This window comes from Rummeliibacillus sp. TYF005, assembly GCF_003844195.1.
Taxonomy (GTDB): Bacteria; Bacillota; Bacilli; order Bacillales_A; family Planococcaceae; genus Rummeliibacillus.
Genome location: NZ_ML122552.1, coordinates 1 through 26909, shown reverse-complemented (window position 1 = coordinate 26909; position 26909 = coordinate 1). Strand labels below are relative to the sequence as shown.

General features: G+C 34.8%; 25 protein-coding genes. 21 read left to right on the top strand and 4 right to left on the bottom strand.

Annotation, left to right across the window (positions count from 1 at the left end; all coding sequences use genetic code 11):
* Positions 1 to 69: 69 nt before the first annotated feature.
* The 8 genes from CW357_RS08065 (at position 70) to CW357_RS08030 (ending at position 6941) form a co-directional block, all read left to right on the top strand.
* The gene (locus tag CW357_RS08065) at positions 70 to 273 is read left to right on the top strand and encodes an alpha/beta-type small acid-soluble spore protein (protein WP_119415088.1); all 204 of its coding nucleotides are present in this window, start codon (positions 70 to 72) and stop codon (positions 271 to 273) included.
* A 244-nt stretch (positions 274 to 517) separates the two neighbouring features.
* On the top strand, positions 518 to 718 hold the full coding sequence (locus CW357_RS08060; protein ID WP_119415089.1) for an alpha/beta-type small acid-soluble spore protein: 201 nt from the start codon (positions 518 to 520) through the stop codon (positions 716 to 718).
* A 266-nt stretch (positions 719 to 984) separates the two neighbouring features.
* A complete protein-coding gene (gene mbcS / locus CW357_RS08055; RefSeq protein ID WP_119415090.1) occupies positions 985 to 2565 on the top strand; it encodes an acyl-CoA synthetase MbcS in 1581 nt (526 codons plus the stop codon).
* 213 nt (positions 2566 to 2778) lie between these two features.
* Positions 2779 to 3699 carry an EamA family transporter RarD gene (gene rarD / locus CW357_RS08050; RefSeq protein WP_119415091.1) on the top strand — a complete coding sequence of 307 codons (921 nt, stop codon included), beginning with the start codon at positions 2779 to 2781 and terminating at the stop codon, positions 3697 to 3699.
* Between the two features lie 44 nt (positions 3700 to 3743).
* Positions 3744 to 4754 carry a signal peptide peptidase SppA gene (sppA, locus tag CW357_RS08045; RefSeq protein WP_119415092.1) on the top strand — a complete coding sequence of 337 codons (1011 nt, stop codon included), beginning with the start codon at positions 3744 to 3746 and terminating at the stop codon, positions 4752 to 4754.
* A 14-nt stretch (positions 4755 to 4768) separates the two neighbouring features.
* Positions 4769 to 5317, top strand: coding sequence for an RDD family protein (locus CW357_RS08040; protein ID WP_233548029.1), 549 nt, complete (start codon positions 4769 to 4771; stop codon positions 5315 to 5317).
* A 98-nt stretch (positions 5318 to 5415) separates the two neighbouring features.
* Positions 5416 to 5922, top strand: a complete 507-nt coding sequence (gene tpx / locus CW357_RS08035; RefSeq protein WP_119415093.1) for a thiol peroxidase — start codon at positions 5416 to 5418, stop codon at positions 5920 to 5922.
* Between the two features lie 77 nt (positions 5923 to 5999).
* A complete protein-coding gene (locus CW357_RS08030) occupies positions 6000 to 6941 on the top strand; it encodes a class I SAM-dependent methyltransferase (RefSeq protein ID WP_124217764.1) in 942 nt (313 codons plus the stop codon).
* Between the two features lie 141 nt (positions 6942 to 7082).
* On the opposite strand, the gene CW357_RS08025 is transcribed toward CW357_RS08030, so the two are convergent.
* Positions 7083 to 7541 (bottom strand): universal stress protein, encoded by a 459-nt coding sequence (locus CW357_RS08025; RefSeq protein ID WP_119415095.1) that lies wholly within the window; start codon positions 7539 to 7541, stop codon positions 7083 to 7085.
* Between the two features lie 296 nt (positions 7542 to 7837).
* Here CW357_RS08025 and ald point away from each other — a divergent pair, with 296 nt between their 5' ends.
* Entirely contained in the window at positions 7838 to 8950 is a 1113-nt protein-coding gene (ald, locus tag CW357_RS08020; protein ID WP_119415096.1) for an alanine dehydrogenase, read from the top strand.
* Positions 8951 to 9069: 119 nt separating this feature from the next.
* On the opposite strand, the gene CW357_RS08015 is transcribed toward ald, so the two are convergent.
* On the bottom strand, positions 9070 to 10167 hold the full coding sequence (locus CW357_RS08015) for a M24 family metallopeptidase (RefSeq protein ID WP_119415097.1): 1098 nt from the start codon (positions 10165 to 10167) through the stop codon (positions 9070 to 9072).
* Positions 10168 to 10327: 160 nt separating this feature from the next.
* Here CW357_RS08015 and CW357_RS08010 point away from each other — a divergent pair, with 160 nt between their 5' ends.
* Both CW357_RS08010 and CW357_RS08005 read left to right on the top strand, forming a co-directional pair.
* Entirely contained in the window at positions 10328 to 11008 is a 681-nt protein-coding gene (locus CW357_RS08010; RefSeq protein WP_124217763.1) for a metal-dependent hydrolase, read from the top strand.
* A gap of 106 nt (positions 11009 to 11114) precedes the next feature.
* Complete coding sequence (locus CW357_RS08005) at positions 11115 to 12425, top strand: DRTGG domain-containing protein (RefSeq protein WP_119415099.1); 1311 nt, start codon at positions 11115 to 11117, stop codon at positions 12423 to 12425.
* Positions 12426 to 12469: 44 nt separating this feature from the next.
* On the opposite strand, the gene CW357_RS08000 is transcribed toward CW357_RS08005, so the two are convergent.
* Complete coding sequence (locus CW357_RS08000) at positions 12470 to 12787, bottom strand: YtpI family protein (protein WP_119415100.1); 318 nt, start codon at positions 12785 to 12787, stop codon at positions 12470 to 12472.
* Between the two features lie 116 nt (positions 12788 to 12903).
* Between CW357_RS08000 and CW357_RS07995 the strand changes: the two genes are divergently transcribed.
* From CW357_RS07995 to CW357_RS07960, 8 genes are all read left to right on the top strand, one after another.
* On the top strand, positions 12904 to 13845 hold the full coding sequence (locus tag CW357_RS07995; RefSeq protein WP_124217762.1) for a DHH family phosphoesterase: 942 nt from the start codon (positions 12904 to 12906) through the stop codon (positions 13843 to 13845).
* Between the two features lie 21 nt (positions 13846 to 13866).
* Positions 13867 to 16956, top strand: coding sequence for a DNA polymerase III subunit alpha (gene dnaE / locus CW357_RS07990; protein WP_164489570.1), 3090 nt, complete (start codon positions 13867 to 13869; stop codon positions 16954 to 16956).
* A 157-nt stretch (positions 16957 to 17113) separates the two neighbouring features.
* On the top strand, positions 17114 to 17761 hold the full coding sequence (locus CW357_RS07985) for a FadR/GntR family transcriptional regulator (protein WP_119415103.1): 648 nt from the start codon (positions 17114 to 17116) through the stop codon (positions 17759 to 17761).
* Positions 17762 to 17763: 2 nt separating this feature from the next.
* Positions 17764 to 18621, top strand: coding sequence for an acetyl-CoA carboxylase, carboxyltransferase subunit beta (gene accD / locus CW357_RS07980; RefSeq protein WP_124217760.1), 858 nt, complete (start codon positions 17764 to 17766; stop codon positions 18619 to 18621).
* Positions 18622 to 19575: an acetyl-CoA carboxylase carboxyl transferase subunit alpha gene (gene accA / locus CW357_RS07975; RefSeq protein ID WP_119415105.1), complete on the top strand. Its 954-nt coding sequence runs from the start codon at positions 18622 to 18624 to the stop codon at positions 19573 to 19575.
* 286 nt (positions 19576 to 19861) lie between these two features.
* Positions 19862 to 20821, top strand: a complete 960-nt coding sequence (gene pfkA / locus CW357_RS07970; RefSeq protein WP_119415106.1) for a 6-phosphofructokinase — start codon at positions 19862 to 19864, stop codon at positions 20819 to 20821.
* Between the two features lie 19 nt (positions 20822 to 20840).
* Positions 20841 to 22601, top strand: coding sequence for a pyruvate kinase (gene pyk / locus CW357_RS07965; protein WP_124217759.1), 1761 nt, complete (start codon positions 20841 to 20843; stop codon positions 22599 to 22601).
* Between the two features lie 60 nt (positions 22602 to 22661).
* Complete coding sequence (locus CW357_RS07960) at positions 22662 to 23051, top strand: FxsA family protein (RefSeq protein ID WP_124217758.1); 390 nt, start codon at positions 22662 to 22664, stop codon at positions 23049 to 23051.
* Here the strand turns inward: CW357_RS07960 and CW357_RS07955 are convergent.
* Positions 23032 to 23940, bottom strand: a complete 909-nt coding sequence (locus tag CW357_RS07955; protein WP_158582322.1) for an AI-2E family transporter — start codon at positions 23938 to 23940, stop codon at positions 23032 to 23034. The genes CW357_RS07960 and CW357_RS07955 overlap by 20 nt on opposite strands.
* 312 nt (positions 23941 to 24252) lie before the next feature.
* Between CW357_RS07955 and citZ the strand changes: the two genes are divergently transcribed.
* Both citZ and icd read left to right on the top strand, forming a co-directional pair.
* On the top strand, positions 24253 to 25368 hold the full coding sequence (gene citZ / locus CW357_RS07950; RefSeq protein WP_119415110.1) for a citrate synthase: 1116 nt from the start codon (positions 24253 to 24255) through the stop codon (positions 25366 to 25368).
* Positions 25369 to 25446: 78 nt separating this feature from the next.
* Positions 25447 to 26712 carry an NADP-dependent isocitrate dehydrogenase gene (gene icd, locus CW357_RS07945; RefSeq protein ID WP_119415111.1) on the top strand — a complete coding sequence of 422 codons (1266 nt, stop codon included), beginning with the start codon at positions 25447 to 25449 and terminating at the stop codon, positions 26710 to 26712.
* Positions 26713 to 26909 lie beyond the last annotated feature (197 nt).

The following is a 26909-nucleotide window of genomic DNA, read 5'->3' as shown; positions in this document are numbered from 1 at the left end:
ATTTCCTAAATATTTGTTGTATGTTTTTTTACCTCCAGCACATTCTATATGCACAAGGAGGTGATTCACATGTCAAACAACTCAAGTTCAAATCAATTAGAAGTTCGTGGCGCAAAACAAGCCATTGACCAAATGAAGTACGAAATCGCACAAGAATTTGGTGTACAGCTAGGCGCAGATGCATCAGCGCGTGCTAACGGATCCGTTGGCGGAGAAATCACAAAGCGCTTAGTTGCAATGGCTGAACAACAGCTGAACGGTTATTCTAAATAACTAAAGTAAAAAAAGAGCCGAGGAAGAATTCAAAAGAATTTTTCCTCGGCTTTTCACTTTAGCAGAGGATAATTTTATTTTAAATCTGAATTAGGGTTTTTTAATTGTACGCACTTATTATTTCTTATAACTAACAAAAAATGCTTTTTAACTTTCATTTATATCCATATCTCAAATTTTTAAAACATCAGTGTATGATATTTTTTAAATCGCACATTCTATATTTACAAAGGAGGTGATTCACATGTCAAACAATTCAAGAAGCTCAAATCAATTAGTAGTTCGTGGTGCACAACAAGCTGTTGATCAAATGAAGTACGAAATCGCACAAGAATTTGGAGTGAGTCTTGGAGCAGATGCATCGGCGCGTGCTAACGGATCCGTTGGCGGAGAAATTACGAAGCGTCTAGTTGCAATGGCTCAACAACAAATGAGCGGAAAATAATTAAAAATTAAATAACTAACACCTATAAATAGAAAGCCAAGGGAGAAATTAAAAAATTCTCCCTTGGCTTTTAATGTTTTGTCTGTTCCCTGAATATATTAAATTTGAGTGAAATCCTTTTATCTTGAAAATAAAAAAATTACTATTGTTCAATTTATTAGTTAAGACCAACTACTAATATTTAGTACTGGTAATTGGTTGTAATGATTCAACACTTTGGATATAATTAATGTGAAATGCCAAACGTTATTCAGGGGGGATTTTTTATGAAACGAGAAGATTTAATTGCACCTGAAGAGTACAATTTAGTAGAAGAGATTGAAAAATTTGCAGTAAATCCAGAGAAAATTGCTATTAAGTTTGAAAATGAGCTTGGCAGTAAAGACTACATTACTTATGACGCTTTAATAAGAAGAGCCAATCAAGTGGCGAATGTTTTTGTAAAACATGGTTTGCAAAAAGGGGATGTAGTACTAATTATGGTGCCGCGCTTAATTGATGCCTATATTACATATGTGGCTGCATTAAAAGCGGGGTTGGTAGTAATTCCAAGTTCTGAAATGTTAAGAGCAAAGGAAATAGATTATCGTTTAGTGCATAGTAATGCAAAGGCAGTAATTGCTTATGAACCATTTTTAGAACAATTTGATCAAGTGAAAAATTTACAAAATGTTCAACAGTACGTTATTGGACAGGGACATGCCTCATGGATTGAAATGATTCAAGAAGCAGAAAAAGAGTCAGAACAGTTTGTAAACGCTAAAACCAAAAGTGAAGATATGGCTTTTTTATCATATACAAGTGGAACAACAGGAAATCCAAAAGGAGTTGTCCATACTCATGGATGGGCATACGCTCATCTAAAAACCGCTGCGGCTCATTGGCTAGATATCCATGAAGGTGATTTAGTATGGGCAACTGCTAGTCCGGGATGGCAAAAATGGATTTGGAGTCCATTTTTATCGGTATTGGGAAGTGGAGCAACTGGATTTGTTTACAATGGAAGATTCCATGCAGACAAATATTTATCATTACTTCAAGAATATCAAATTCAAGTATTATGCTGTACACCTACTGAGTATCGTATAATGGCAAAAGTTGATAATCTATCAGATTATAATTTATCTTCTTTACAAAGTGCGGTTTCAGCAGGTGAACCATTAAATGAAGAGGTAATAAAAACTTTCAAAAAGTATTTCAATCTAGATGTTCGTGATGGATATGGTCAAACGGAAAATACGTTATTAATTGGAAATTTAAAAGGAGCCCCAACAAAACTTGGAGCAATGGGGAAACCAACACCAGGAAATGTTGTGGATGTAGTAGACGAAGATGGACAACCTTGCCCTCCAGGAGTAGTTGGGGATATAGCAGTACATCGATCAACCCCTGCACTATTTAAAGAATATTTGAATGATCCTGAACGTACAGCAAGACAATTCAGAGGGGATTATTATATAACTGGAGATCGTGCAAAAAAAGATGAAGATGGTTATTTCTTCTTCGAGGGGAGAAATGATGATATTATCATAAGTTCAGGTTATACTATCGGACCATTTGAAGTAGAGGATGCATTAGTTAAGCATCCAGAAGTTCAAGAATGCGCAGTTGTTGCTAGTCCACATGAAGTTCGAGGAAATATCGTAAAAGCATTTATTGTCTTAAAAGATGCTTCGAAAGCTTCCAAACAATTAATAAAAGAATTACAGGAACACGCGAAGAATCTAACTGCACCATATAAATATCCTAGAGCGATAGAGTTTGTAAATAGCTTACCAAAAACGTCATCAGGTAAAATACGTAGAATGGAATTACGTGAAAAGGAAAAAAATAAGATCAATATTTAATTGGCTACTAGGAAAAACTCTTATATGAATAAGATTAATACAGATAGGTCACCAATTTGGGTGGCCTTTTTATATGAATCAAAATAATAATGTACGAGATAGTGAGGGGAGTTTGCTTAACATAAAATGTTAGAACAATTTCTTTCATATTTACATTCATTAGTTGAAAAATTATAATTTGGGGATAGGTGTATTAGAAATTGAGGTGGGAATGTGCAAGATGAGAAAAAAGGAATACTTGCATCAATAGGAGCATATTTTTTATGGGGTCTTTTCCCTATTTATTGGAAAGTGATTGAACATGTTTCTAGTGAAGAAATTTTAGCAAGCAGAGTAATTTGGTCATTTGTTTTAACGTTAATATTTGTAGTGTTATTGAAGCAACGAAAAGTATTAGTATCAGATTTTAAAGCATTATGGCATAATCAAAGATCGTTTTGGTTACTCTTTATTGCTGCCTATTTAGTTTCGATTAACTGGTTTATCTATATTTGGGCAGTGAACCATAACCATATAGTACAAACAAGTTTAGGATATTATATGAATCCTATAATTTCGATTCTTTTAGGTATTATTTTCTTAAAAGAAAGATTATCAAAATATCAAATTGTTGCGTTTTTGTTTGCAATAATTGGAGTTCTAATCTTATTTGTTTCATATGGACAAATCCCTTGGGTTGCTATTGGATTAGCATTGAGTTTTGGTATATACGGTTTATTGAAAAAACAAATTGTTTTAGATGCAACTCGGGGCTTAGTCATTGAAACGATGTTTATATTGCCTGTTGCGTTAATGTATTATATTTATCTTTATTTCCAGGGAAATATGTCGTTTTTACATGTCGATTTAAAGACGAATTTGTTTTTAATTGGCACTGGAATTGTGACGGCTATCCCTCTTATTTTATTTGCAACAGGGGCTCAAAATATTCCTTTATACTTAGTGGGCTTTATACAATATATTTCACCGACAATGACGTTAATCTTAGGTGTTGTCGTTTATCATGAATCATTTGGAGGAACTGAGTTAGTTTCATTTTCATTTATATGGTTAGCTTTAATGATTTTTTCAATTTCTACTATAGTAGAAGTGAAAAAATCACACAGAATTCATGAAAAGCATGAAACGTTTTGAAATCTTAATCGTATAAATAAATGGAACAAAAAGGAGGAAGATTAATGACAGCAAAACGATGGATTGCTTTGGCAATCGCAGCAATATTAATAGTCGTTTCTACATTTACAACAATATTTTGGTCATTTGTTAAATCAGATATTAAGAAAGAGATTAATTCTGCGTTTAATATGGATGCTACATATAATACAAAGGTTATAAAACAAGGAGATATGGGGAAAAAGGTAGCCGTTTTAACAGTAAACGGGACTATTCAGGATACTGGAGAAACGACTTCTTTATTTAATTCCGAAACGTACAATCACCAATTTTTCATAAAGCAGTTAGATGAAATTTTAGATGACTCTAATGTAAAAGGTGTACTTTTGAAAGTCAATTCTCCTGGTGGAGGTACGAACGAATCAAAACAAATTTATGAAAAACTAGAGCAAATAAAAAAGGAACGGAATATACCTATATATGTTTCGATGGGATCTATGGCCGCTTCTGGAGGATACTACATTTCTGCCCCTGCAGATCAAATATTTGCTGATGAAGAAACAATTACAGGATCTATTGGTGTAATCATGCAAGGAATGGATTATAGTAAACTAGCTAAAAAATATGGTATTGAATTTAATACTATCAAAACTGGACCGTATAAAGATATTTTAAATGGTTCAAGAGAAATGACTGCAGCAGAACGTAAATTATTGCAAGACATGGTGAATGATTCGTATGAACGATTTGTTAATGTGGTAGCTGATGGACGTGGCATGTCTAAAAAAGAAGTAAGAGAAATTGCGGATGGTCGCATTATGAATGGCTCACAAGCTGTGGATGCGGGACTGGTCGATAAACTAGGGTATAGCGAAGACGCGCTTCAAGCTCTTTTGAAAGACAATGATCTTGAAGGGGCAGAAGTTTATGAATATAAAGAGCAAGGTGATTGGTCATCACTTTTATCTTCTAAGGTAAATACATTAGTTGGTAGTTCAGCCGAAAAAGAGGCTATAACCAAATTGTTAACCAAAAATAGTGCACCTCGTATGATGTATTTGTATGGTGAAGAATAAGGAGGGCTAGAAAGATGGCAGAAACAGTTAATGTTAGAGCACTAAGCCCAGAACCAATGCAAATAAAAAAAGTAAAAGATTACCGATTGAAGACAGCAGGATTTTGGACTAGATTTTGGGCATATTTGATTGATTTAATCGTTATCTCTTCTCTAACGTCAATATTAGTAAAACCTTTATTTTTGTTAATCGGTTGGGAGGATTTAGAAATTCTTCATCTTTCCCTTTATGGATCAGTTACTAGTTTTATATTTTATATCTATTTTGTTTTAATGACGAAACTCTGGGGACAGACTATAGGGAAAATGGCGCTTGGTATTCGAGTTGTTTCTGAAAACCAAAAGCCTTTAACTTGGGGAACTGTGCTCTTCCGTGAATGTATTGGTCGAATTATATCGGTTACAGTTAAAATTCTTTATATAATTGTTGCGTTCACCCCATGTAATAAGGCAATTCATGACTATATTGCAGATACAATAGTTGTGCATGAAAATACATTTGAGGAAAGAGAAAAAGAAATCGCGGTAGAAATTAAACAGGAACAAAAAGAAACGGAATTTTAAGAAAATTAATCAGAAAATACAATTCAAAACAAACATAAGGCGTGAAAGTTGCAAGGGCGAGAAAGATTCAAGTAATATTGTTTAGAGGAGGCGTTGAAATGGTACAAGTAACATTTATTAACAACCCAGTAACATTAGTCGGACCAGAAATTAAAGTAGGTGACAAAGCACCTGATTTTACTGTATTATCTACAGACTTAACAGAAAAACATTTATCTGATTTTGAAGGTAAAACTGTTTTAATTAGTGTTGTTCCATCATTAGACACAGGTGTATGTGATGCACAAACACGTCGTTTTAATGAGGAAGCTACTGCATTAGGAGAAGATGTTGTAATCTTAACAATTTCATGTGATCTTCCTTTTGCGCAAAAACGTTGGTGCGGTGCAAATGGCATCGAAAACGTCCACACTTTATCAGATCATCGTGACTTATCATTTGGAGATGCATATGGTGTCCATATGAAAGAATTACGTTTACTTGCTCGTTCTGTCTTTGTTATTGATAAAGATGGCAAAGTTTCTTATGTTGAGTATGTATCTGAAGGTACAAACCATCCGGATTATGATAGCGCATTAGCTGCTGTTAAATCACTTACTAAATAAGTTAACTTGATGTCAGGAAATAATATGAAACCCACTCGAGTAGGATTGAGTGGGTTTCAGTTTTGAGGGAGAAAAAAATGGAAACTATTGAAAAATTATTTTCTTTTATCGATGAATATTCAGAAGAAGTGGCAAAAGAACATAATATTACTTACTTAGAAGGTGTTCTTGAAACATTAAATACATGGTTAGATGGAGATAGAAAACCTAGTATTAACGAACTTTCTAAAGAGGAAATTCGTAAGGCCATCCAGTTGGCAATTTTAAAGGGAATGCGTAAAAGTGCACAGCCTAATCACCAAATGACGCCAGATTCACTTGGGCTATTATTAGGCTATTTTGTTGAACAATTTTACGAAAAGGAATTCAAATCTGATGAGAAAATTACTGTGCTAGACCCAGCAATTGGTACAGGGAATTTATTATTAACAGTTATGAATTTAGTAGGAGATAAAATTGAAGGAACCGGCGTAGAAATTGATGACTTGTTAATTCAACTTGCAGCTGCATCAGGCGAATTAGAAAAGCAACCTATTTCTTTGTATTGCCAAGATGCATTAGAAAATTTATTGATTGATCCAGTTGATGCCGTAATTTGTGATTTGCCGGTTGGATATTATCCGAATGATGAAGTTGCAAAGCAATATGAGGTCAAATCATCTGAAGGGATGACATATGCTCATCATTTATTTATTGAACAATCATTAAAATATGTAAAAGATGGCGGTTACCTTTTCTTTTTAGTACCAGACCATATATTTGAGTCTGAACAATCTTCTATTTTAAACAAATTAATCACTTCAAAAGCTTGGATACAAGCAGTCGTACAATTACCTGAAGAGCTATTTTCAAACAAAGCACATGCAAAAAGCTTATTTATATTGCAAAAGAAAAATGATACAGGTGAAGCAGTAAAAGAAGTATTGCTTGCAAAAGTTCCTAATATGAAAAACATAAAAGCATTAGAACTTTTCTTTGCAAAAGTTAGAAAATGGAAAAAAGAACAAAAGAAATTTTAACAGAAGAATGTTTCCGTTTATTGTTAAATACCGACGTAATAAAAGCTTACAGACAATGTAACATGATCTGTAAGCTTTTATTATGTTCGAAATATAAAATGTAAAGAAAACCCACTCCAATTATGAAGTGGGTTATCAAACTTATTTTTCTTCAATAACTGAATCTGTACGAACAACAAGCACATCGCATTTAGCAGAACGTACAATACTTTCAGAAACACTACCGATTAAGAATCTTTCTACAGCATTAAGTCCAGTAGCACCACAGATGATTAAATCTGCTTCTACTTTTTTAGACACTTCTCTTGTAATAATTGTTTTAGGTGATCCGTATTCAATTAATACGTTTACATTTTTAACGCCTGCAGCTTCTGCTTCTTTTTTGTAGCCTTCTAGCAATTCTTCAGCGAACTCTTGTGCACGTTCTTGGATGGAACGATCATAAGCTTCAATAGCGGCAAATGAACGAGTGTCAATAATATTAACTAAGTTAAGAGTTGATTTGTTACGATTTGCTACGGCAATTGCTTTCTTAAATGCATATTCCGCTTCTTTTGAGCCATCTACTGCAACAACAATATTATTATAAGTTAATGCCATAATAAATTCCTCCTTTATATAAATCCATTATAACATTTTTGTTTAATAAATACTTCCTCATTTTCCAAGTTCGAAAATTCGTAATATCTTATAATGCTATGAAAACAGAGGGGTTATGAAGGATTTAAGAGATTTATAATTTCCAATATGTTCATAGTGTTATCCTAAAAAAAGAAATTTTCTAAATTATTAACAAATTGATTTTGAAATCTGATACAATGAACTTGTTTTTATGTTGTCACAAGATTATACATAAAAAACAATCAATTACTTTTTTACACTTGAGGAGGATGGGTATGAAAATTGGTGTTCCAAAGGAGATTAAAAACAACGAAAACCGTGTGGCAATGACGCCCGCTGGTGTGGTGAACTTAGCAATGTTTGGACACGAGGTATTTATTGAAACAGGTGCCGGTCTAGGTTCTGGCTTTACAGATGAAGATTACAAACTAGCAGGGGCAAAAATAGTCTCTACAGCAAGTGAAGCTTGGAAGCAAGAAATGGTTATGAAGGTGAAAGAACCGATTACTTCAGAATACGATTATTTTTTTGAAGGTCAAATTCTTTTCACTTATTTACATTTAGCGCCTGAGCCTGAACTAACTCAAGCTCTGCTAGATAAAAAAGTAGTTGCAATTGCATATGAAACTGTACAATTACCAAATCGTACTTTACCATTATTGACTCCTATGAGTGAAGTGGCAGGAAGAATGGCCACACAAATTGGTGCTCAATATTTAGAGAAGCAAGAAGGCGGTAAAGGTATTTTACTTGGTGGCGTGTCAGGGGTGCCGCGTGCAAAAGTAACAATTATTGGTGGGGGTATGGCAGGAGCTAATGCTGCAAAAGTTGCAATTGGTATGGGCGCTGAAGTAACGATTATAGATTTAAGTCCAGAGAGATTGCGTCAATTAGATGACCAATTTGGCAATGATGTCCAAACATTAATGTCTAACCCATACAATATCGCTGAATCTGTAAAAAATTCTGATTTAGTTATTGGTGCTGTACTAATTCCGGGAGCAAAAGCACCAAAATTAGTAACAGAAGAAATGATAAAATCTATGTCTCCAGGTTCTGTAGTTGTCGATATTGCGATTGACCAAGGTGGTATTTTTGAGACATCTGACCGCATAACTACGCATGATAATCCAACATATATAAAACATGGTGTTGTTCATTATGCAGTAGCGAATATGCCTGGTGCTGTTCCAAGAACTTCAACAATCGCACTTACAAATAACACTGTTCCTTATGCCTTAGAAATTGCCAATAAGGGCTATAGACGGGCTTGCTTAACAAACGAGGCATTGAAAAAAGGTATTAACACTTTAGAGGGTAATGTTACATTTAAAGCAGTTGCAGAAGCTTTAAATTATCCATATGTTCCTGCTGATTCGTTATTATAAATTATGACTGAAAAAAATTAATAGATTCAAAGCATATATAAAGCGCCGGATAAGATTTCGATAGAGATCTTATCCGGCGCTTTTAATATTCATAACGTATTGAATTTTAATGATACAAATTATTTAGGTTGAATAATTTGTAGTTCTTTAGGGAAACTTGTTAAAACCTCAACACCATTAGCAGTTACATATACATCATCTTCAATTCGAACACCTGCTGTATCACCTTTATAGATACCTGGCTCAATAGTGAAGACCATACCTTCTTTCATAGCAACTTCGTTTGCACCATGTACTGATGGGAATTCGTGCACTGAAATTCCTAAACCGTGACCAAGACGGTGAGTGAAGTATTCACCGTAACCAGCTTCAGTGATGACATCGCGAGCGATTTTATCTAAATCCATTGCTCTTACTCCTGGTTTTACTGCAGCAATTGCAGACTCGTTTGCATTTTTGACAGCTTCATAAACCGCTTTTTGTGCTTCAGAAGGTTCACCAAATGCTACTGTACGAGTAATATCTGAGCAGTATCCTTTATAAACAACACCAAGATCAAATAAGACTAAATCACCTTTTTGGATTTTTTGGGTACCTGGAGTTCCGTGAGGAGAAGCGGCATTTAATCCAGTAAGGACCATAGTGTCAAATGACATATAAACGCCTTTTTCTTTCATAGCAGATTCTATTGCAGATAGAACTTCAATTTCAGTTTTACCTTCCGCTAATTCGTTACAACCTACTTCAATTGCATAATCAGCTAATTTAGCAGCTTCACGTAGTTTTTCTAACTCGTCTTCTGATTTAACTAAACGCATATTAATAAGTTGTTCGTCAATGCCAACAAATGTAGATGTTGGGTAGACAGTTTGTAAAGCTTCTAAACGCTCAACTGTTACATGTGTTTTTTCAATCGCAATTGTATTTAATGTAACTTTACGAGTTTCAGCAGTGTTATGGAAGATATCCCATGCGTTATCTGTATCGTCATGACCTACAGCTTCATATGCCCATCCTGAAGCCTTCGCATCAGGAACTTCCATTTTAGGACAAATCATAAATGGTTCAGCATCTTTAAATACCATTACGCCAAGAAGACGCTCATGAGGATCACTTTTAAAGCCTGAAAGATAGAAAACATTATCAGGTGTTGTGATAAATGCTGCATCGATATTTTTTTCTTGTAAATACTTTTGAATCAATTGAACCTTGTTCATAAGAATCCTCCTTAGAATTGTTAGAGCTCTTGAAATAATGATATAAGTACATTTTAGTTTAAGTAACTCTTCGCAATTATAGTTTACCAAAAAAAGAGGAAAATAAGTACCTATAACGAATAGAAGTCAATGATACAAAATATTGAAAGGATGATTCTAAATGCAAATTTCTTATCATGGTCATTCCATAGTAAAGATTAAAACGAAAGGTTATACCATTTTAATAGATCCTTTTATTACAGGTAATCATCTTACAGATTTATCCGTGAAAGAAGAGCACCCAGATGTAATTTTGTTAACGCACGGTCATAACGATCATGTAGGTGATACTGTTGAAATTGCAAAGCAGTCAGGAGCTTTGGTTGTTGCTCCAAATGAACTTGCTGAATATCTCTCTTGGCAAGGTATCAAAACACATCCTATGCATATAGGGGGAGCACATCAATTTGACTTTGGTAAAGTAAAACTGACTCAAGCCTTTCATGGGTCTTCATATATCACGAACGACCAACAAATAATTTACACTGGTATGCCTGCAGGTATTTTATTATTTATAGAAGGGAAAGTAATTTATCATGCAGGTGATACAGCATTATTCTCAGATATGAAATTACTCGGTGATATCCATCCGATTGATGTTGCATTATTACCAATTGGGGATAATTTTACTATGGGACCAGAAGATGCAGCTAGGGCTGTTGACTTTTTAAAACCAAAAGAAGTAATACCAATCCATTACAATACATTCCCTGTTATTGAGCAGGATCCTCAAGAATTTGCCAAAATGGTTTCATTTACAAGTGTTCGTGTGATGAAATCAGGAGATGAATTTGACATTTAATTGAAATATATACAATAAAATCGACTTCTAATGCTAAATTACTAAAGAAAATGAGCGAGATATGTTACACTTAAGCCAAGAATGATGTTAGAAAATAGGTGATTTTTTGGCTACAAAACATGAAAAGATACTTCAATATATTGAATCCTTACCAGTCGGAGACAAAATTTCAGTTCGACAAATTGCTAAAGAAATGTCAGTAAGTGAAGGGACAGCTTATCGTGCGATTAAAGAGGCTGAAACGAGAAGACTAGTTAGTACGATTGAACGTGTCGGTACGATTCGTATTGAAAAGAAGAAAAAAGAGAATATTGAAAGGCTAACATTTGCAGAGATTGTTAATATTGTTGAGGGGCAAGTACTAGGTGGCAAAAATGGTCTGCATAAAACGTTAACAAAATTTGTTATTGGTGCGATGAAATTAGAAGATATGATGCGCTATACAGATGCAGGTAGTCTATTGATTGTCGGAAATCGTGATCGCTCACATGAGTATGCGCTAAAAGCAGGTGCAGCTGTACTTATTACGGGTGGTTTTGATACTAACGAGGAAATAAAAAAATTAGCAGACCAGTTAGAGCTTCCTATTATTTCAACAAGTTATGATACGTTTACTGTTGCAACAATGATTAACCGTGCTATTTATGACCAATTGATAAAAAAAGAAATCTTATTAATTGAAGATATTGTTGTACCTATCACGCACACATCTTATTTAAAAACGACAGACACTGTAAAAGACTATAATCTCCTTAATTCTGAAACGAATCATGGTGGTTATCCTGTCGTTGATAAGCATGGTAAAATTGTTGGGATTGTAACATCTAGAGATTTGATAGGTAAACAAGAAGATGACCAAATTGACCGTTTGATGACTCGTAATCCAATTACTGTAACGATGAAAACAAGTGTTGCTACCGCAGGACATCGAATGATTTGGGAAGGTATTGACCTTTTACCTGTTGCTGATGAACATGGAATATTGCAAGGAGTTGTTAGTCGTCAAGACGTATTAAAGGCTTTGCAAATGGCACAAAGACAACCGCAACATGGGGAAACGATTGATGATTTAGTGAAAAATGAAATCATGATCAATTCTTCAGAAGAAGATAATATTGTGAAATTCTCAGTAACACCACAAATGACAAATCAATTTGGTGCTATTTCTTATGGGGCATTTACGACGTTAATCGTTGAGTCTGGTTCTATTACATTGAAAAAAGTAAAACGTGGAGAAAGCGTATTAGAGAATATGTCTATTTACTTTATCAAACCAATTCAAATGGAAACAATGGTAATTGTAAAACCAAGAATACTTGATATGAGTCGTAAATTTGCTAAGATGGATTTTGAAGTGTTTAGTGAAGAGATGTTAGTAGGTAAAGCAATGGCTACATTCCAAATACTAGAACGTTAATCTATTTTTACAAATATACAAAAAGTGATGCACAAATAAGTGCATCACTTTTTGTTCAATTCCTCTTCTTCCGCAATATATTGAGCATAATGGCGTACACGTTTGTTATAATTAACTGTTGCGTATAAGCCAAATAAAATCAAAATAGCACAAACTACATATGTAAGAATCGTATGATATATAATAATTTGGTTTATCCCAAATAGGATTAATAGCATACCAAGTGCAATGCCTGCTCTATTTGCATACCATTTTTTACGAATAGGTAAGTTTGTGCGGAATTGTTTTGTTTTAAAATATAAGTAAAAGACAAATGTAATAATGATTAATAATGCTAAAATAATATTTAAGATATTACTCATGGTGTTCCTCCTAAAAAGCAAATCTGTCTTTATTTTAACTATAATAACTTAAAAAAGATAGTAGAAAGTAAGGAGGTAACCTTTTAGAGATTATATATTTGTAGGAGGTATTTTTCTTGAAAAAAGAAATTATTGAAACGATTAAATCGTATGATACCATTATTGTACATCGACATGTACGTCCAGATCCCGATGCGTACGGATCACAACTTGGATTACAAGCAATTTTACAAACTACTTACCCAGAAAAAAAGGTATATGCTGTTGGTGAACATGATTTAGCATTCGATTATCTAGGTAAGCCTGAAGTAATAGCAGATGATGTATACCGTAATGCACTAGTCATTTGTACAGATACTGCTAATACTGATCGAGTGGATGACCAACGTTACAACACTGGTAAATTTCTCATTAAAATAGACCACCATCCAAATGATGATGCTTATGGAGATTTGTTATGGGTGAATACATCTGCAAGTTCATGCAGTGAAATGATTTATGAATTATTTAAAGAAGGTCAAGAAGTTGATGGTTGGAAAATGGATAAGAAAGGAGCACGTCTGTTATTTGCAGGTATTGTAGGTGATACAGGACGTTTTATCTATCCAAGTACAACAGAAAAGACATTTAATGTAGTGGGTGAGCTTATTCAATATGATTTTGATCGTACAGAATTATTCAATAGTATGTATGAGCTAGACCGATCATTATTACATTTACAAGGTTATATTTATCAAAACTTTACAATAGATGAAAACGGATCAGCCTACATTAAGTTACCTATTAGTACTTTAAAAGAATTTGGGGTAACTGCAAGTGATACTTCAGCTTTAGTAGGTTCTCTGGGAGATGTCAAAGGTATTAAAGCTTGGGTTATGTTTGTAGAAGAAGAGGATCAGATTCGTGTTCGCTTACGCTCAAAAGGACCAATTATAAATAATTTAGCAAAACAATATCGTGGTGGAGGTCATCCGATGGCTTCAGGGGCTAAAATTTTTAAATGGGCAGAGGCGGATGAAATCATTAGCAAATTACAAATGCTATGTAAAGAAGCTTAAAACGGAAAGGAAGAGATGAAGTTGCAACCTGTTTACTCCCAAATAGTTACAGCTGCGGACATGTTAAAAAGTACAATTCGCACAAGTGAGCTCATTTCCTTCCTTCAACAAGAAAATGCTAAGGCTGCAGCCATTACTAATTCCAAATTATATGGGCTGTTGCCTTTTTGGCGTGCTCTAAAAGAAACGTCTATTCATCCGGTAATTGGCTTAACAGTTCGAGTTGAGTTTTCTACTGAAGATATTCGACCTATTGTGTTATATGCACAGAATATTACTGGGTATCAGAATCTATTAAAGATAACTTCTTCTACTTCTTTAAGGGAAAATGAAACATTACCATTACGATGGTTAGAAGGCTATCACAGAGGTTGTATAGCATTAGTTCCGATTACAAATGATTTGTGGCAACAAGAACAACCTTATGGCGCTGTCGAGAAACTTATCGAGATTTTTGAGAAAGAATATTTATATATAGGAATTGATCGACCGAATGGTATCAAATATCCAACAGAAGAAAATATAATTTCTTACTGTAAAATGAATGGACTTCAAGTATGCGCAACCCATTTAAGTACTTTTATAAAAGAAGAAGATGCATTTACATTTGAAGTGGCAAAGGCTATCTCAACAGGTGCCAAAATGGCTGATCAAGAACAACTTACATCCCGAGAACGTAAGCAATTTTTACCTACTGGGGACAATTTTTACGATTGGTTTGAAGACCATCCAGAGTGGCTACAAACATTAGAAGAAATGCTTATGTCATGTAAAGTGGATATTGAATATAACCATTTTTATATGCCGAAGTTTCCAGTTCCCGATGGTAAGACAGCCGAGGGGATATTACGAGAAAATTGCTTAGTAGGTTTACAAGAGCGTGTACCTGATGCAGGAAAAGAATATTATGACAGATTATCTTATGAATTAGATATCATTATAAAAATGGGATATGCGGATTATTTTTTGATCGTCGCAGATTACATTCAATTTGCAAGAAGTAAGAATATCTTAACAGGACCTGGACGGGGATCTTCAGCAAGTTCTTTAGTCGCTTATAGTTTGCGAATAACAGATGTAGATCCTTTAAAATACGGTCTATTATTCGAACGGTTTTTAAATCCAGAACGAATCACATTACCGGATATAGATGTGGATTTTGCAGATTATCGGAGACAAGAAGTCATCCAGTATGTAGCAGAAAAATATGGTACTAACTATACATCTCAAATTATCACATTTGGCACATTATCAGCTAAGGCTGTCGCTCGTGACGTTGCAAGAGTTTTTGGATTTAGCAATGAAGAATTGACACAAATCTCCTCTCTTATACCTGGAAAAACAGGTATAACATTAAAAGAAGCATTGCAACAATCTGATTCTTTGAGAAAATACGTGAACTCAAGTGAAATTCGCCAAAAGTGGATGCAAGTAGCTCTGAATTTAGAAGGATTGCCACGTAATGCATCAACACATGCGGCAGGGGTTGTTTTATGTCCTGAGCCAATCGTTAATATAGCGCCAATTGAAAAAGGTAGTGAAGGTCTATACTTAACACAATGGCCAATGCAAGAAGTTGAATCAGTAGGTCTATTAAAGATGGATTTTTTAGGTTTACGTAATTTAACTATATTAGAACGAATCCGTTCAATGATTTACTATGATCAACAAAGATATTTGCGATTCGACAAAATCTCTATGTTTGACCAAAAAACTTTTGAACTACTGCAAAATGGTGATACGACAGGAGTCTTTCAATTAGAATCGGACGGAATGAGACAAGCTTTACGTGAAATCCAACCAACTTCATTTCAAGATATCGTTGCTGTAAATGCACTATATCGTCCAGGCCCAATGGATTTTATACCCGTATATAGCAGACGAAAGCATGGATACGAACAAGTTAATATGCCTCATCCTGTACTAGAACCTATTTTAAGAGAAACGTACGGTGTTATTGTTTACCAAGAGCAAATTATGCTTATTGCTTCACGTATGGCAGGGTTTACAATGGGAGAAGCAGATATTCTTCGTAGAGCCGTAAGTAAAAAGAAAAAGGAAGTACTTGATAGTGAAAGAGCCCATTTTGTAGAGAATTCTAAAGCCAATGGGTTTTCTGAGAAAATAGCAGAGGAAGTCTATAACTTAATCGTTCGTTTTGCAAATTACGGTTTTCCTAAAAGCCATGCAGTTGCATATAGTATGATTTCTTATCAAATGGCGTACTTAAAAGCTCATTTTCCAGCTTATTTTTATGCTGCAATGTTAAGCTCTTCGATGGGAAATCGTGAAAAATTCAATAAAATACTGAACGAGGCAAAGCAAAAAGGAATTGTGATACTAGGTCCATCTATCAATGAGAGTGGAGGATCCTTCCGTGTACAAAATGGTGCAATTCGTCTAGCTTTGTCAGCGATTAAGGGTGTTCCTCATACCTTTATAAACAAAGTTATGGAAATTAGAAAAGCTGCTGGGCATAAAAAGTGGCGCGATATATTTGATATGGCGATTGATTTGACAGCCATACATTTTACTCGGAAAACAATTGAGCCCTTAGTTAAAGCAGGTGCACTAGATGAATTTGGAAAAGATCGTGCAGTACTCTTAGCAACTATTGATGCGGCTGTAAGACATGCTGAGTTATATCGACCTGATGAAGAGGAACAACTTTTAGATGATGAATCATTTTTCTTTGGTAAACCTAAGTACGCTGAAGCTAGCCCAATACCAGAGAAAATAAAATTGCAATTTGAAAAGGATGTACTTGGTTTATATATATCTATACACCCAGTCCAAAAAGTAAAAAGAGAACAACATATTCATTCTAATACGGCTGATGAAGTACGGCATATGAATAATCGAGAGTATGTTAAAATCGTTGGCCTTATTGTAGCTATTAAACAAATAAGGACAAAAAAGGGCGAATTAATGGGCTTTGTAGAAGTGGAAGATGAAACAGGAAGTATTTCGATTACTATTTTTCCAAAAGAATATTTAAAATTACTAGAATGGATTAAAGAAGAACAAATATTATATGTAGAAGGAGTTCTTGAGATAAGAAAAGGATATCCACAAATAATATTAAAAAAATGTAAGCCTATATCACCATAAAATGAATATGAAAAAATAGGGAATTTGTCTAAACTGTGCGACTATCGCACAGTTTTTTTGTTTTGCGCTTTACTTGTGTTAGCAATTTTTGTATGATTATATTGTTCAAAAGTGGTCATACCACTTTAATAATACTTAAATAATGGGGAGACTAATAATGAGCGTAGATAAGCCTGCTTCTAAAATGTTTTTACAAATAGTACGTGAATTGCGTGAAATTATTCATGATGAGAATATTCCTCCAGGAGGTAAAATTCCATCTGAAAGAGTTTTAGCAGAGCGTTTGAATGTTGGAAGATCATCTATTAGAGAAGCACTACGTAGCCTTGAATTATTAGGCTTGATCGAAACCCGCAGAGGTGGGGGGACCTTTGTTGCGGATTTTCGTAATCATCAATTAGTAGAAGTGTTATCGACATTTATATTACAAGAGGAAAAGACTTTAAGAAATGTTCACAAAACAAGGAAAATTTTAGAACGAGATGCAATCCGTATCGTAACTGAAGACGAGATGCTTCGAAATCTTCCTGTGTGGGAAAGTTTGTTAAAAAACGTGATTATAGAAGGGCGTATTGTACGAGAAGACTTGATGAGAGAAATTGTTATTACATCAAATAATCGACTTGTACTGAAGATTTGGATACTTTTAAAACAATATGGTAAGGAACCTTATAGTGGTATGTCAACAGAAGAAGAACAGCCAGTTTTAAAAACATTCATCAGTGAACTGATGCTTGGCCATACAAATAAAGCAATTCAGGCTTTTGAAGATTGGACAACACTTTTACATAAGGAGCGAGAGTGATTATGAGTATTCGAGATTTATTTAAAAAAAATAAACCTAATAAAAGTATTACGATTACAAGAGAAAATCATGATATTCCAGAAGGAATCATGACAAAATGTCCAGAATGTAATCATGTGATGTTAACCAAAGATCTACAAAAAAACAAAAAGGTTTGTCCGAACTGTCAATATCATCATAAAATGACGGCAAAAGAACGAATTGATGATTTTTTGGATGAAGGTTCATTTCAATCATTAGATGATCATTTACAAACAGTAAATCCACTAAATTTCCCAGGATATATTGAAAAAGTAAATTCAGATATGAAAAAAACTAGTTTAAATGAAGCGGTTTTAACTGGAATTGGAAAATTAGATGGACAACAAGTTGTTGTTGCTGTAATGGATTCATTTTTCCGTATGGGGTCTATGGGGTCAGTAGTTGGTGAAAAGATTACTAGAGCAATAGAAAAAGCAACAGAACTTTCGGTTCCATTTATTATTTTCACTGCAAGTGGTGGAGCAAGAATGCAAGAGGGTGTGATTTCCCTTATGCAAATGGCCAAAACTAGTGTGGCATTAGAACGTCATGGCGCAAAAGGGAACTTATTTATTTCTATTATGACTCATCCAACAACGGGGGGAGTTTCCGCAAGTTTTGCTTCACTTGGTGATATCAACCTAGCAGAACCACAAGCATTAATCGGTTTTGCTGGTAGACGTGTCATTGAACAAACTGTACGAGAAAAACTACCAAATGATTTTCAAACAGCTGAGTTTTTATTAGAACATGGTCAGTTAGATGCAGTTGTACCACGACATGAAATGCGAAAAACTGTTAGTACAATTGTAAAATTGCATGTAAAGGAGGCAATTTAATTGGTCAAAACATTACCTTTTGAAGAGCCGCTAGTTCAATTACGTTCAAAGATTACAGAGTTAAAAGAATTTACATCGAATGCAGATGTGGATTTATCAAAAGAGATTGAACAGTTAGAGCAACGTTTTATAAATCTTGAAAAAGATATTTATCACCATTTAAAACCGTGGGATCGAGTTCAAATTGCGCGTCATCCTGAACGACCATCTACTCTCGACTATATTAAGGAACTTTTTAATGATTTTATCGAACTACATGGCGATCGTAACTTTGGTGATGATGCAGCAATTGTAGGAGGGATTGCTTCTTTTGAAGGAATGCCAATTACAATTATCGGTCATCAACGTGGGAAAGACACAAAGGAAAATATTCGTCGGAATTTTGGTATGCCACATCCTGAAGGGTATCGAAAAGCTTTACGTCTAATGAAGCAAGCAGAGAAATTTAGTCGTCCTATAATTTGCTTTATCGATACAAAGGGAGCTTATCCTGGTAAAGCGGCAGAAGAAAGAGGACAAAGTGAAGCAATCGCTAGAAACTTGTTAGAAATGGCAGGTTTAAAAGTGCCGATTATTAGTGTTGTAATTGGCGAAGGGGGTAGCGGTGGTGCATTAGCTTTGGGTGTAGCGAATCATGTTCACATGCTAGAAAACTCTACTTATTCTGTAATTTCACCAGAGGGAGCTGCTTCCATCCTTTGGAAGAATGCAGCACTTGCACAAAAGGCTGCAGAAGCTATGCGAATTACAGCACCGAATTTAAAGGAAGCAGAAATAATAGAAGAAATTATTCCAGAAGTGTTAGGCGGAGCCCACAAAAATGTTCATAAACAAGCTGAATTCTTAAAAGATGTTTTATTAAATTCTTTAAATGAGTTAAAGAGCTTATCCGAAGAGGAATTAATCGAACAACGTTACGATAAATTTAGAAAAATCGGAGTCTTTTCTGAATAAAGATTTCAATATAGACGTCTGACAAATTAAAATAATGGTATATTTATATAAAAGGCTGCTTTAAACGAATATTATAATCGTTTGAACCAGCCTCTTATTTCTTTTGGAGAAATTAGCATGTTGGAAGTTATACATAAAACTTCTAATAATAAATACTGATATATAATAAGGTTTAGTCATAATTCAAAGGAAATGAGCAATATTTACTTATATGTTCATCACTTTATACGTTATTTGTTATGGGAAAACCAATTTTTCCTATAAGAAGAACAGGAGGTTGAGACAAATGAAAAAAATAGGTGTATTAACGAGTGGCGGAGATTCTCCTGGTATGAACGCTGCAGTTCGAGCAGTTGTGAGAAAGGCACTTTATCATGGAATTGAAGTTGCGGGTATATATCATGGATATCAAGGTTTAGTCGAAGGGAAAATAAAAAATTTAGATGTTGGTGATGTTGGAGATATTATTCAAAGAGGCGGAACAATGCTTTATTCAGCCAGATGCCCAGAATTCAAGACAGATCAAGTGCAAGAAGAAGCAATTGGGCAATTAAAAGAACACGGAATTGAAGGTCTTGTTGTCATAGGTGGAGATGGTTCTTATAGAGGAGCTTTGGCATTATCAGAAAAAGGATTCCCGTGTATTGGCGTACCTGGAACTATTGATAATGATATACCTGGTACAGATTATACAATCGGGTTTGATACAGCTTTAAATACAGTCATAGAATGTATCGATAAAATTCGTGATACAGCTACTTCACATGAAAGAACATTTATCATTGAAGTAATGGGTCGTGATGCTGGAGACTTAGCTTTATGGGCAGGATTAGCTGGTGGAGCTGAAACAATTGTAATTCCAGAAGTTACTACAGATATTGAAGGTTTAGTACAACGTTTAAAACAAGGTCATGAACGTGGAAAAAAACATAGTATTATTATTGTAGCTGAAGGTGTAATGTCTGGTGGAGACTTAGCTAAAGTTATAAAAGAAAAAGCGGACATCGAAACTCGTGTATCTGTCTTAGGTCATATCCAACGAGGAGGATCCCCAACTGCTAGAGATCGCGTACTTGCTAGTCAACTTGGTGCAAAAGCGGTAGAAGTTTTGATGGAAAACCGTGGAGGAGTAGCGATTGGCATTCGCAATCATGAGGTGGTAGACTATGAGTTGAAAGATGCATTTAATAAAGAACGGAAAGATGAACTATCTATGTATACACTATCTAAAGAATTGTCTATCTAATAAATTGGAGTGGTAAACAATGAGAAAAACGAAAATAGTCTGTACTATTGGACCAGCAAGTGAATCACAAGAAACATTAGTTTCATTAATAGAAGCAGGTATGAATGTTGCTCGATTGAACTTCTCTCATGGTAGTCATGAAGAACATGCAGTTCGTATTCAAGCAATCCGTGAAGCAGCTAAAAAGACAGGGAAAGTTGTATCTATCTTACTTGATACAAAAGGACCTGAGATAAGAACTCATAATATGGAAAATGGAGCAATCGAACTTGTAACAGGTCAAACTATTGATATCTCTATGAAAGAAGTTCTGGGTAATAGTAAAGTATTTTCCATTACTTATGAAAGATTGATCGAAGATGTTCAAGTCGGTTCAGTTATCTTACTTGATGACGGCTTAGTCGAATTACATGTAACAGGTATTGATCAACAAGCTGGAATTATTCATACAACAGTTGAAAATGCAGGCGTATTAAAAAACAAAAAAGGTGTAAATGTACCAGGAGTTTCAGTTCAACTTCCAGGAATTACAGAAAAAGATGCTCAAGATATATTATTTGGTATTGAACAAAAAGTAGATTTTATCGCAGCTTCTTTTGTAAGACGTCCTTCAGATGTAATGGAAATACGTGAATTACTCGAAAAAAATGGTGGATCTCATATTCATATCATTCCGAAAATCGAAAACCAAGAAGGCGTAGATAACATTGATGGAATTATCCAAGTATCTGATGGGTTAATGGTGGCACGTGGAGATCTGGGTGTAGAAATTCCAGCCGAAGAAGTTCCAATCGTGCAAAAAAATCTAATTCATAAATGTAATAGAGCAGGAAAACCAGTAATAACAGCTACCCAAATGTTGGACTCCATGCAACATAATCCTCGTCCAACTCGTGCAGAAGCAAGTGATGTTGCAAATGCTATTCTTGATGGTACTGATGCAATCATGCTTTCCGGTGAGACTGCTGCAGGACTTTATCCATTAGAATCGGTCCAAACAATGGATAAAATCGCCAGCCGCATTGAACAAACTTTAGACCATAAACGTATTGTCAATGAAAGAAGCAAAGAAAAAGGCGCTAACATGACTGAAGCGATTAGCCAAGCTGTCGTTCATACATCTCTTAACCTTCAAGTTTCTGCTATTTTAGCACCAACTGAAAGTGGAAATACAGCGAAAATGATCGCTAAATACCGACCAGGTGTACCAATCATAGCTATGACTTCTTCAGAGGAAGTGTGCCGAAATCTAACTCTTGTTTGGGGTGTACAACCTATAGTAGCACCACAAGTTACATCAACAGATGAAGTATTAGAAAAAGTGGTTCAACAAAGTATAGATAGAGGATATGTAAAACACGGTGATTTAGTAGTTATTACAGCTGGAGTTCCAGTAGGTGAGGCAGGTACAACTAACTTGATGAAATTACATGTTATTGGCGATGTGTTAACAAAAGGTCAAGGAATTGGTAAATCTACTGCTATTGGTAAAGCTTTAGTAGTTCGTAATGCAGAAGAAGCACTTGCACAAGACACTTCGGAACGTATTATTGTTACGATTGGATCAGATCGTGAAATGATGCCTGCTATTTCAAATTGTGCTGGATTGATCACCGAAGAGGGGGGACTAACTAGTCATGCTGCCGTTGTAGGGCTTAGTCTAGGGATTCCGGTTATTGTAGGTGTAAAAGATGCCACAAAACTTATTAAAAATGAGCAAGAAGTTTCAATGGATGCTGTTTCAGGTGTAATTTACTATGGATCATCTAGAATTTTATAATGATAAGCCGCAATCATAAAATTTTACTTCTGTTTTAACGCTAAAAAAGAGGTGCAGACAATGCGGAAGTTTCTTTTGTTTTTAATTGCAGTTCCAATTGTTGAATTAACTGTTGTCTTACTATCGGGAAAGCTAATAGGTATGATTCCTACTATGTTTTTAATTGTAGTTACTGGGTTATTAGGAATATATATTGCTAAATCCAAAGGGTTAAATGCCTTTCAACAATTGAAAGCTGCGATTGAAAATGGACAAGCACCTGGTGATGCAATTATTGATGGAGTATTAACTTTTATTGGCTCTATCATACTTGTTCTTCCAGGGCTTATCTCTGATATAATAGGGATTTTATTGATCATACCAATAACTAGAAAGTTATTTAAACCAGCCATCTATTATTGGTTAAGAAAAAAGATGAAAAAAGGGCAAATTATTTTGATGCAAAAATAGGTAGCTTTTTTAACTTTACAGCGATTAATAATATGAATGGGCTAAGAATAATACCTGCTACTCCAAAAAGTAGTAAACTTATGGCACTTAAGATGAAGGCGTGTACCGAGCGAATTTGCATGGTAGACGCCCACATCATTGATTCCGCAAATTGTCGTGTAAGTTGTACTATAATATACAGAACAATAATTTGAATTCCAATGGCCATTTTCCCAGTTACCATAAACAAAATACTTATCGGGATTAAGAATATACCAATCCCTAAAAAAGGTAAGAAATCACATACGGAGACAAGTAATGCTTTTCCTATAGGTTCGGAAAAACCGAGCATATAAAATCCGATAGATAAAAGGCCGAAAGTAATAAATGCTAAACGAATTTCCACCGAAATAAAATAACTAAATAATGTTGTAGCCTCTTCAAAAATTTTTCTTATATGTTTTCTGAAATTTGAAGGAATATATACAAAAAACCAATGCTTATTACGGCTTGTTTCATATAATGCAAAATAAAATGCTACGATAAAAATCGTAACCTCAACTAGATGTTGCATAATGTCTTGTATAGATTGAAATATTTTGGATATCATTATATCGAATAACTCAAATAACTGATCTCTAATCTGAGTTGTTATGGCATCAGGAATATGAATAAATGATGAAGCGTCTAACAAATTGTCCTTTAAAACTGGAAGAGTATCCATTAATGCTGTGGCAAGAAATAATAGTCCTACTGATAAACTAAGTACAATTATAATTTCTGTTAATAGTGCAGTAATAAATGAAGGGATTTTTAGTTTTTTATGGAATAATTGTAATAGAGGTGAGAAAAGATAGGCTAATACGATTGCTAATGTTACTGGTAGTATAAGCCATGCAACAAAAACCAAAAATATTATAAAACTCCAAAGCTTTATGTTATTCTTCGTATTTTTATCAAGAGAATTAATAATATAGTCACCTTCTTCCTCTTCCACCAATTTATGTATCTTGATAATGATGATATTTTCTACAAAACGTCTGAATATTCTCTTTAGCATTGTTTTTAGAAAAAATGAAGGTTTTTCATTCACAAAGCCGTCAAAATTTATTATAATATCAATGTAAGCGATTTACTTATAGGTTCATATGGATTTTGACGATTTATTTAAAAGTTAGAACTTGTTTTTAACTAACGTTAACCCAAAAAGGAGCGAGAAATAATGGCAACAACTAAAGGTTTAGAAGGCGTTGTAGCAGCAGAAACTAAGATTAGCTCAATCATTGATGATACTCTTACATATGTAGGCTATAACATCGATGATTTAGCAGAAAACGCATCTTTTGAAGAGGTAGTATACTTACTATGGCACACTAGATTACCAAAAGCTGACGAATTAGCTGAGTTAAAACAACAACTAGCAGAAAATATGGTAGTGCCACAAGCGGTATTAGATCACTTCAAAACTTACGATCTAAAATCAGTACACCCAATGGCTGCTTTACGTACAGCTGTTTCTTTATTAGGTTTATATGATGAAGATGCAGAAGATATGTCAGCTGAAGCTAACTATCGCAAAGCTATCAAATTGCAAGCTCGTATGGCAACTGTAGTTACAGCATTTGGTCGTATCCGTGCTGGTAAAGAACCAGTTGCACCTAGAAAAGACTTATCATATGCAGCAAACTTCTTGTATATGCTACATGATAAAGAACCACAACCAATTGAAGTGGAAGCTTTCAACAAAGCATTAGTTCTTCATGCTGACCACGAATTAAACGCTTCAACATTCACTGCTCGTGTATGTGTTGCTACATTATCAGATATTTACTCTGGTGTAACTGCAGCAATTGGAGCTTTAAAAGGACCACTTCATGGCGGTGCAAATGAACAAGTTATGAAGATGTTATCTGAAATTGGATCAATTGATAATGTTGAATCATACATCCAAAACAAATTAGATAACAAAGAAAAAATCATGGGATTCGGACACCGTGTTTACCGTAAAGGTGACCCACGTGCAAAACATTTACGTTTAATGTCTGAAAAATTGACTAAACTAAATGGTAAACCTGAACTTTATGAAATGTCAGTTAAAATTCATGACATGATTCAAGAACAAAAACACCTACCTGCAAACGTAGACTTCTTCTCAGCATCAGTTTACGATTCTCTAGGTATTGAACATGATCTATTCACTCCAGTATTTGCTGTTTCACGTGTATCTGGTTGGGTTGCTCATATCTTAGAACAATATGCTAACAACCGTTTAATCCGTCCACGTGCAGAATATGTTGGACCTGGTATGCAAAAATATGTACCAGTTGAAGAGAGATAATTGGTATAATGGTAATAATCGTAGGGCAGACTAATCTAGTTCCTGCCCTACGTGTATGAATATAGGAGGCAAGAAATAATGTCTAACGAGAAAATCATAGTAGAAAACGGTGTACTAAACGTACCAAACAACCCTGTTATTCCATTCATCGAAGGTGACGGAATTGGTCCTGATATCTGGGCAGCCGCTTCACGTGTTATCGATGCAGCAGTAGAAAAAGCTTACAATGGTGAAAAGAAAATTGAATGGTTAGAAGTTCTAGCTGGTCAAAAAGCATTCGACAAAACTGGCGAATGGTTACCACAAGAAACTCTAGATAAAATCAATGAATATTTAATCGCTATTAAAGGTCCTCTTACAACACCAATCGGCGGAGGTATTCGTTCACTTAACGTTGCATTACGTCAACAACTTGACTTATACGTTTGCTTACGTCCTGTACGTCACTTCGAAGGTGTTCCATCTCCAGTTAAAAATCCAGAAAATGTTGATATGGTAATTTTCCGTGAAAACACTGAAGATATCTATGCTGGTATCGAATATAAAGAAGGCTCAGAAGAAGTTAAAAAAGTTCTTAACTTCCTTCAAAATGAAATGGGAGTTAGCAAAATCCGCTTCCCAGAAACTTCTGGTATCGGTATTAAACCAGTTTCTAAAGAAGGTACTGAACGTCTAGTTCGCGCTGCTATTAACTACGCTATTAAAGAAGGACGTAAATCAGTAACTTTAGTACACAAAGGTAACATTATGAAATTCACTGAAGGTGCATTCAAAGCTTGGGGCTATGCTGTAGCTGAAAATGAATTCGCTGATCAAACTTTCACTTGGAACCAATATGATGCTATTAAAGCTGAAAAAGGTCAAGAAGCTGCTGATAAAGCACAAAAAGAAGCTTTAGCTTCAGGTAAAATCTTAGTTAAAGATTCTATCGCTGATATCTTCTTACAACAAATTTTAACTCGTCCAAAAGAATTCGATGTTGTTGCAACAATGAACTTAAACGGCGATTATATCTCTGATGCACTTGCTGCACAAGTTGGTGGTATCGGTATTGCTCCAGGAGCAAACATTAACTACGTTACTGGACATGCTATTTTCGAAGCTACTCATGGTACAGCTCCTAAATACACTGGCATGGATAAAGTAAACCCATCTTCTGTACTTCTTTCAGGCGTACTTATGCTTGAACACTTAGGATGGAATGAAGCTGCTGACTTAATCACTGCTTCAGTTGAAAAAACAATTGCTTCTAAAGTTGTAACTTACGACTTTGCTCGTCTAATGGATGGTGCAAAAGAAGTTAAATGTTCTGAGTTCGCTAACGAACTTATCAAAAACCTATAATTTATAAAATTTAGTTTAAAGGGAATCGAGTGTAATCTCGATTCCCTTTTTTAGTGCGCCCAGCATGAAAGTAATCTATAGGGTGTAAGTCCCGAACCACGAAGACAGAAGTAGTGGCTAGCCAAACATAAGGGTGTCCATGGCGACATGGAATCTGAAGGAAGTGGGCGGCAAACCTCCGGTCTGAGGAACACGAA

Excerpts from the sequence above, each read along its gene's own strand:
- CW357_RS08065 (WP_119415088.1), top strand. The coding sequence starts at position 70 with ATGTCAAACAACTCAAGTTCAAATCAATTAGAAGTTCGTGGCGCAAAA.
- CW357_RS08060 (WP_119415089.1), top strand. The coding sequence starts at position 518 with ATGTCAAACAATTCAAGAAGCTCAAATCAATTAGTAGTTCGTGGTGCA.
- mbcS (WP_119415090.1), top strand. The coding sequence starts at position 985 with ATGAAACGAGAAGATTTAATTGCACCTGAAGAGTACAATTTAGTAGAA.
- sppA (WP_119415092.1), top strand. The coding sequence starts at position 3,744 with ATGACAGCAAAACGATGGATTGCTTTGGCAATCGCAGCAATATTAATA.
- CW357_RS08040 (WP_233548029.1), top strand. The coding sequence starts at position 4,769 with ATGGCAGAAACAGTTAATGTTAGAGCACTAAGCCCAGAACCAATGCAA.
- tpx (WP_119415093.1), top strand. The coding sequence starts at position 5,416 with ATGGTACAAGTAACATTTATTAACAACCCAGTAACATTAGTCGGACCA.
- CW357_RS08030 (WP_124217764.1), top strand. The coding sequence starts at position 6,000 with ATGGAAACTATTGAAAAATTATTTTCTTTTATCGATGAATATTCAGAA.
- CW357_RS08025 (WP_119415095.1), bottom strand. The coding sequence starts at position 7,541 with ATGGCATTAACTTATAATAATATTGTTGTTGCAGTAGATGGCTCAAAA.
- ald (WP_119415096.1), top strand. The coding sequence starts at position 7,838 with ATGAAAATTGGTGTTCCAAAGGAGATTAAAAACAACGAAAACCGTGTG.
- CW357_RS08015 (WP_119415097.1), bottom strand. The coding sequence starts at position 10,167 with ATGAACAAGGTTCAATTGATTCAAAAGTATTTACAAGAAAAAAATATC.
- CW357_RS08010 (WP_124217763.1), top strand. The coding sequence starts at position 10,328 with ATGCAAATTTCTTATCATGGTCATTCCATAGTAAAGATTAAAACGAAA.
- CW357_RS08000 (WP_119415100.1), bottom strand. The coding sequence starts at position 12,787 with ATGAGTAATATCTTAAATATTATTTTAGCATTATTAATCATTATTACA.
- CW357_RS07985 (WP_119415103.1), top strand. The coding sequence starts at position 17,114 with ATGAGCGTAGATAAGCCTGCTTCTAAAATGTTTTTACAAATAGTACGT.
- accD (WP_124217760.1), top strand. The coding sequence starts at position 17,764 with ATGAGTATTCGAGATTTATTTAAAAAAAATAAACCTAATAAAAGTATT.
- pfkA (WP_119415106.1), top strand. The coding sequence starts at position 19,862 with ATGAAAAAAATAGGTGTATTAACGAGTGGCGGAGATTCTCCTGGTATG.
- pyk (WP_124217759.1), top strand. The coding sequence starts at position 20,841 with ATGAGAAAAACGAAAATAGTCTGTACTATTGGACCAGCAAGTGAATCA.
- CW357_RS07960 (WP_124217758.1), top strand. The coding sequence starts at position 22,662 with ATGCGGAAGTTTCTTTTGTTTTTAATTGCAGTTCCAATTGTTGAATTA.
- citZ (WP_119415110.1), top strand. The coding sequence starts at position 24,253 with ATGGCAACAACTAAAGGTTTAGAAGGCGTTGTAGCAGCAGAAACTAAG.
- icd (WP_119415111.1), top strand. The coding sequence starts at position 25,447 with ATGTCTAACGAGAAAATCATAGTAGAAAACGGTGTACTAAACGTACCA.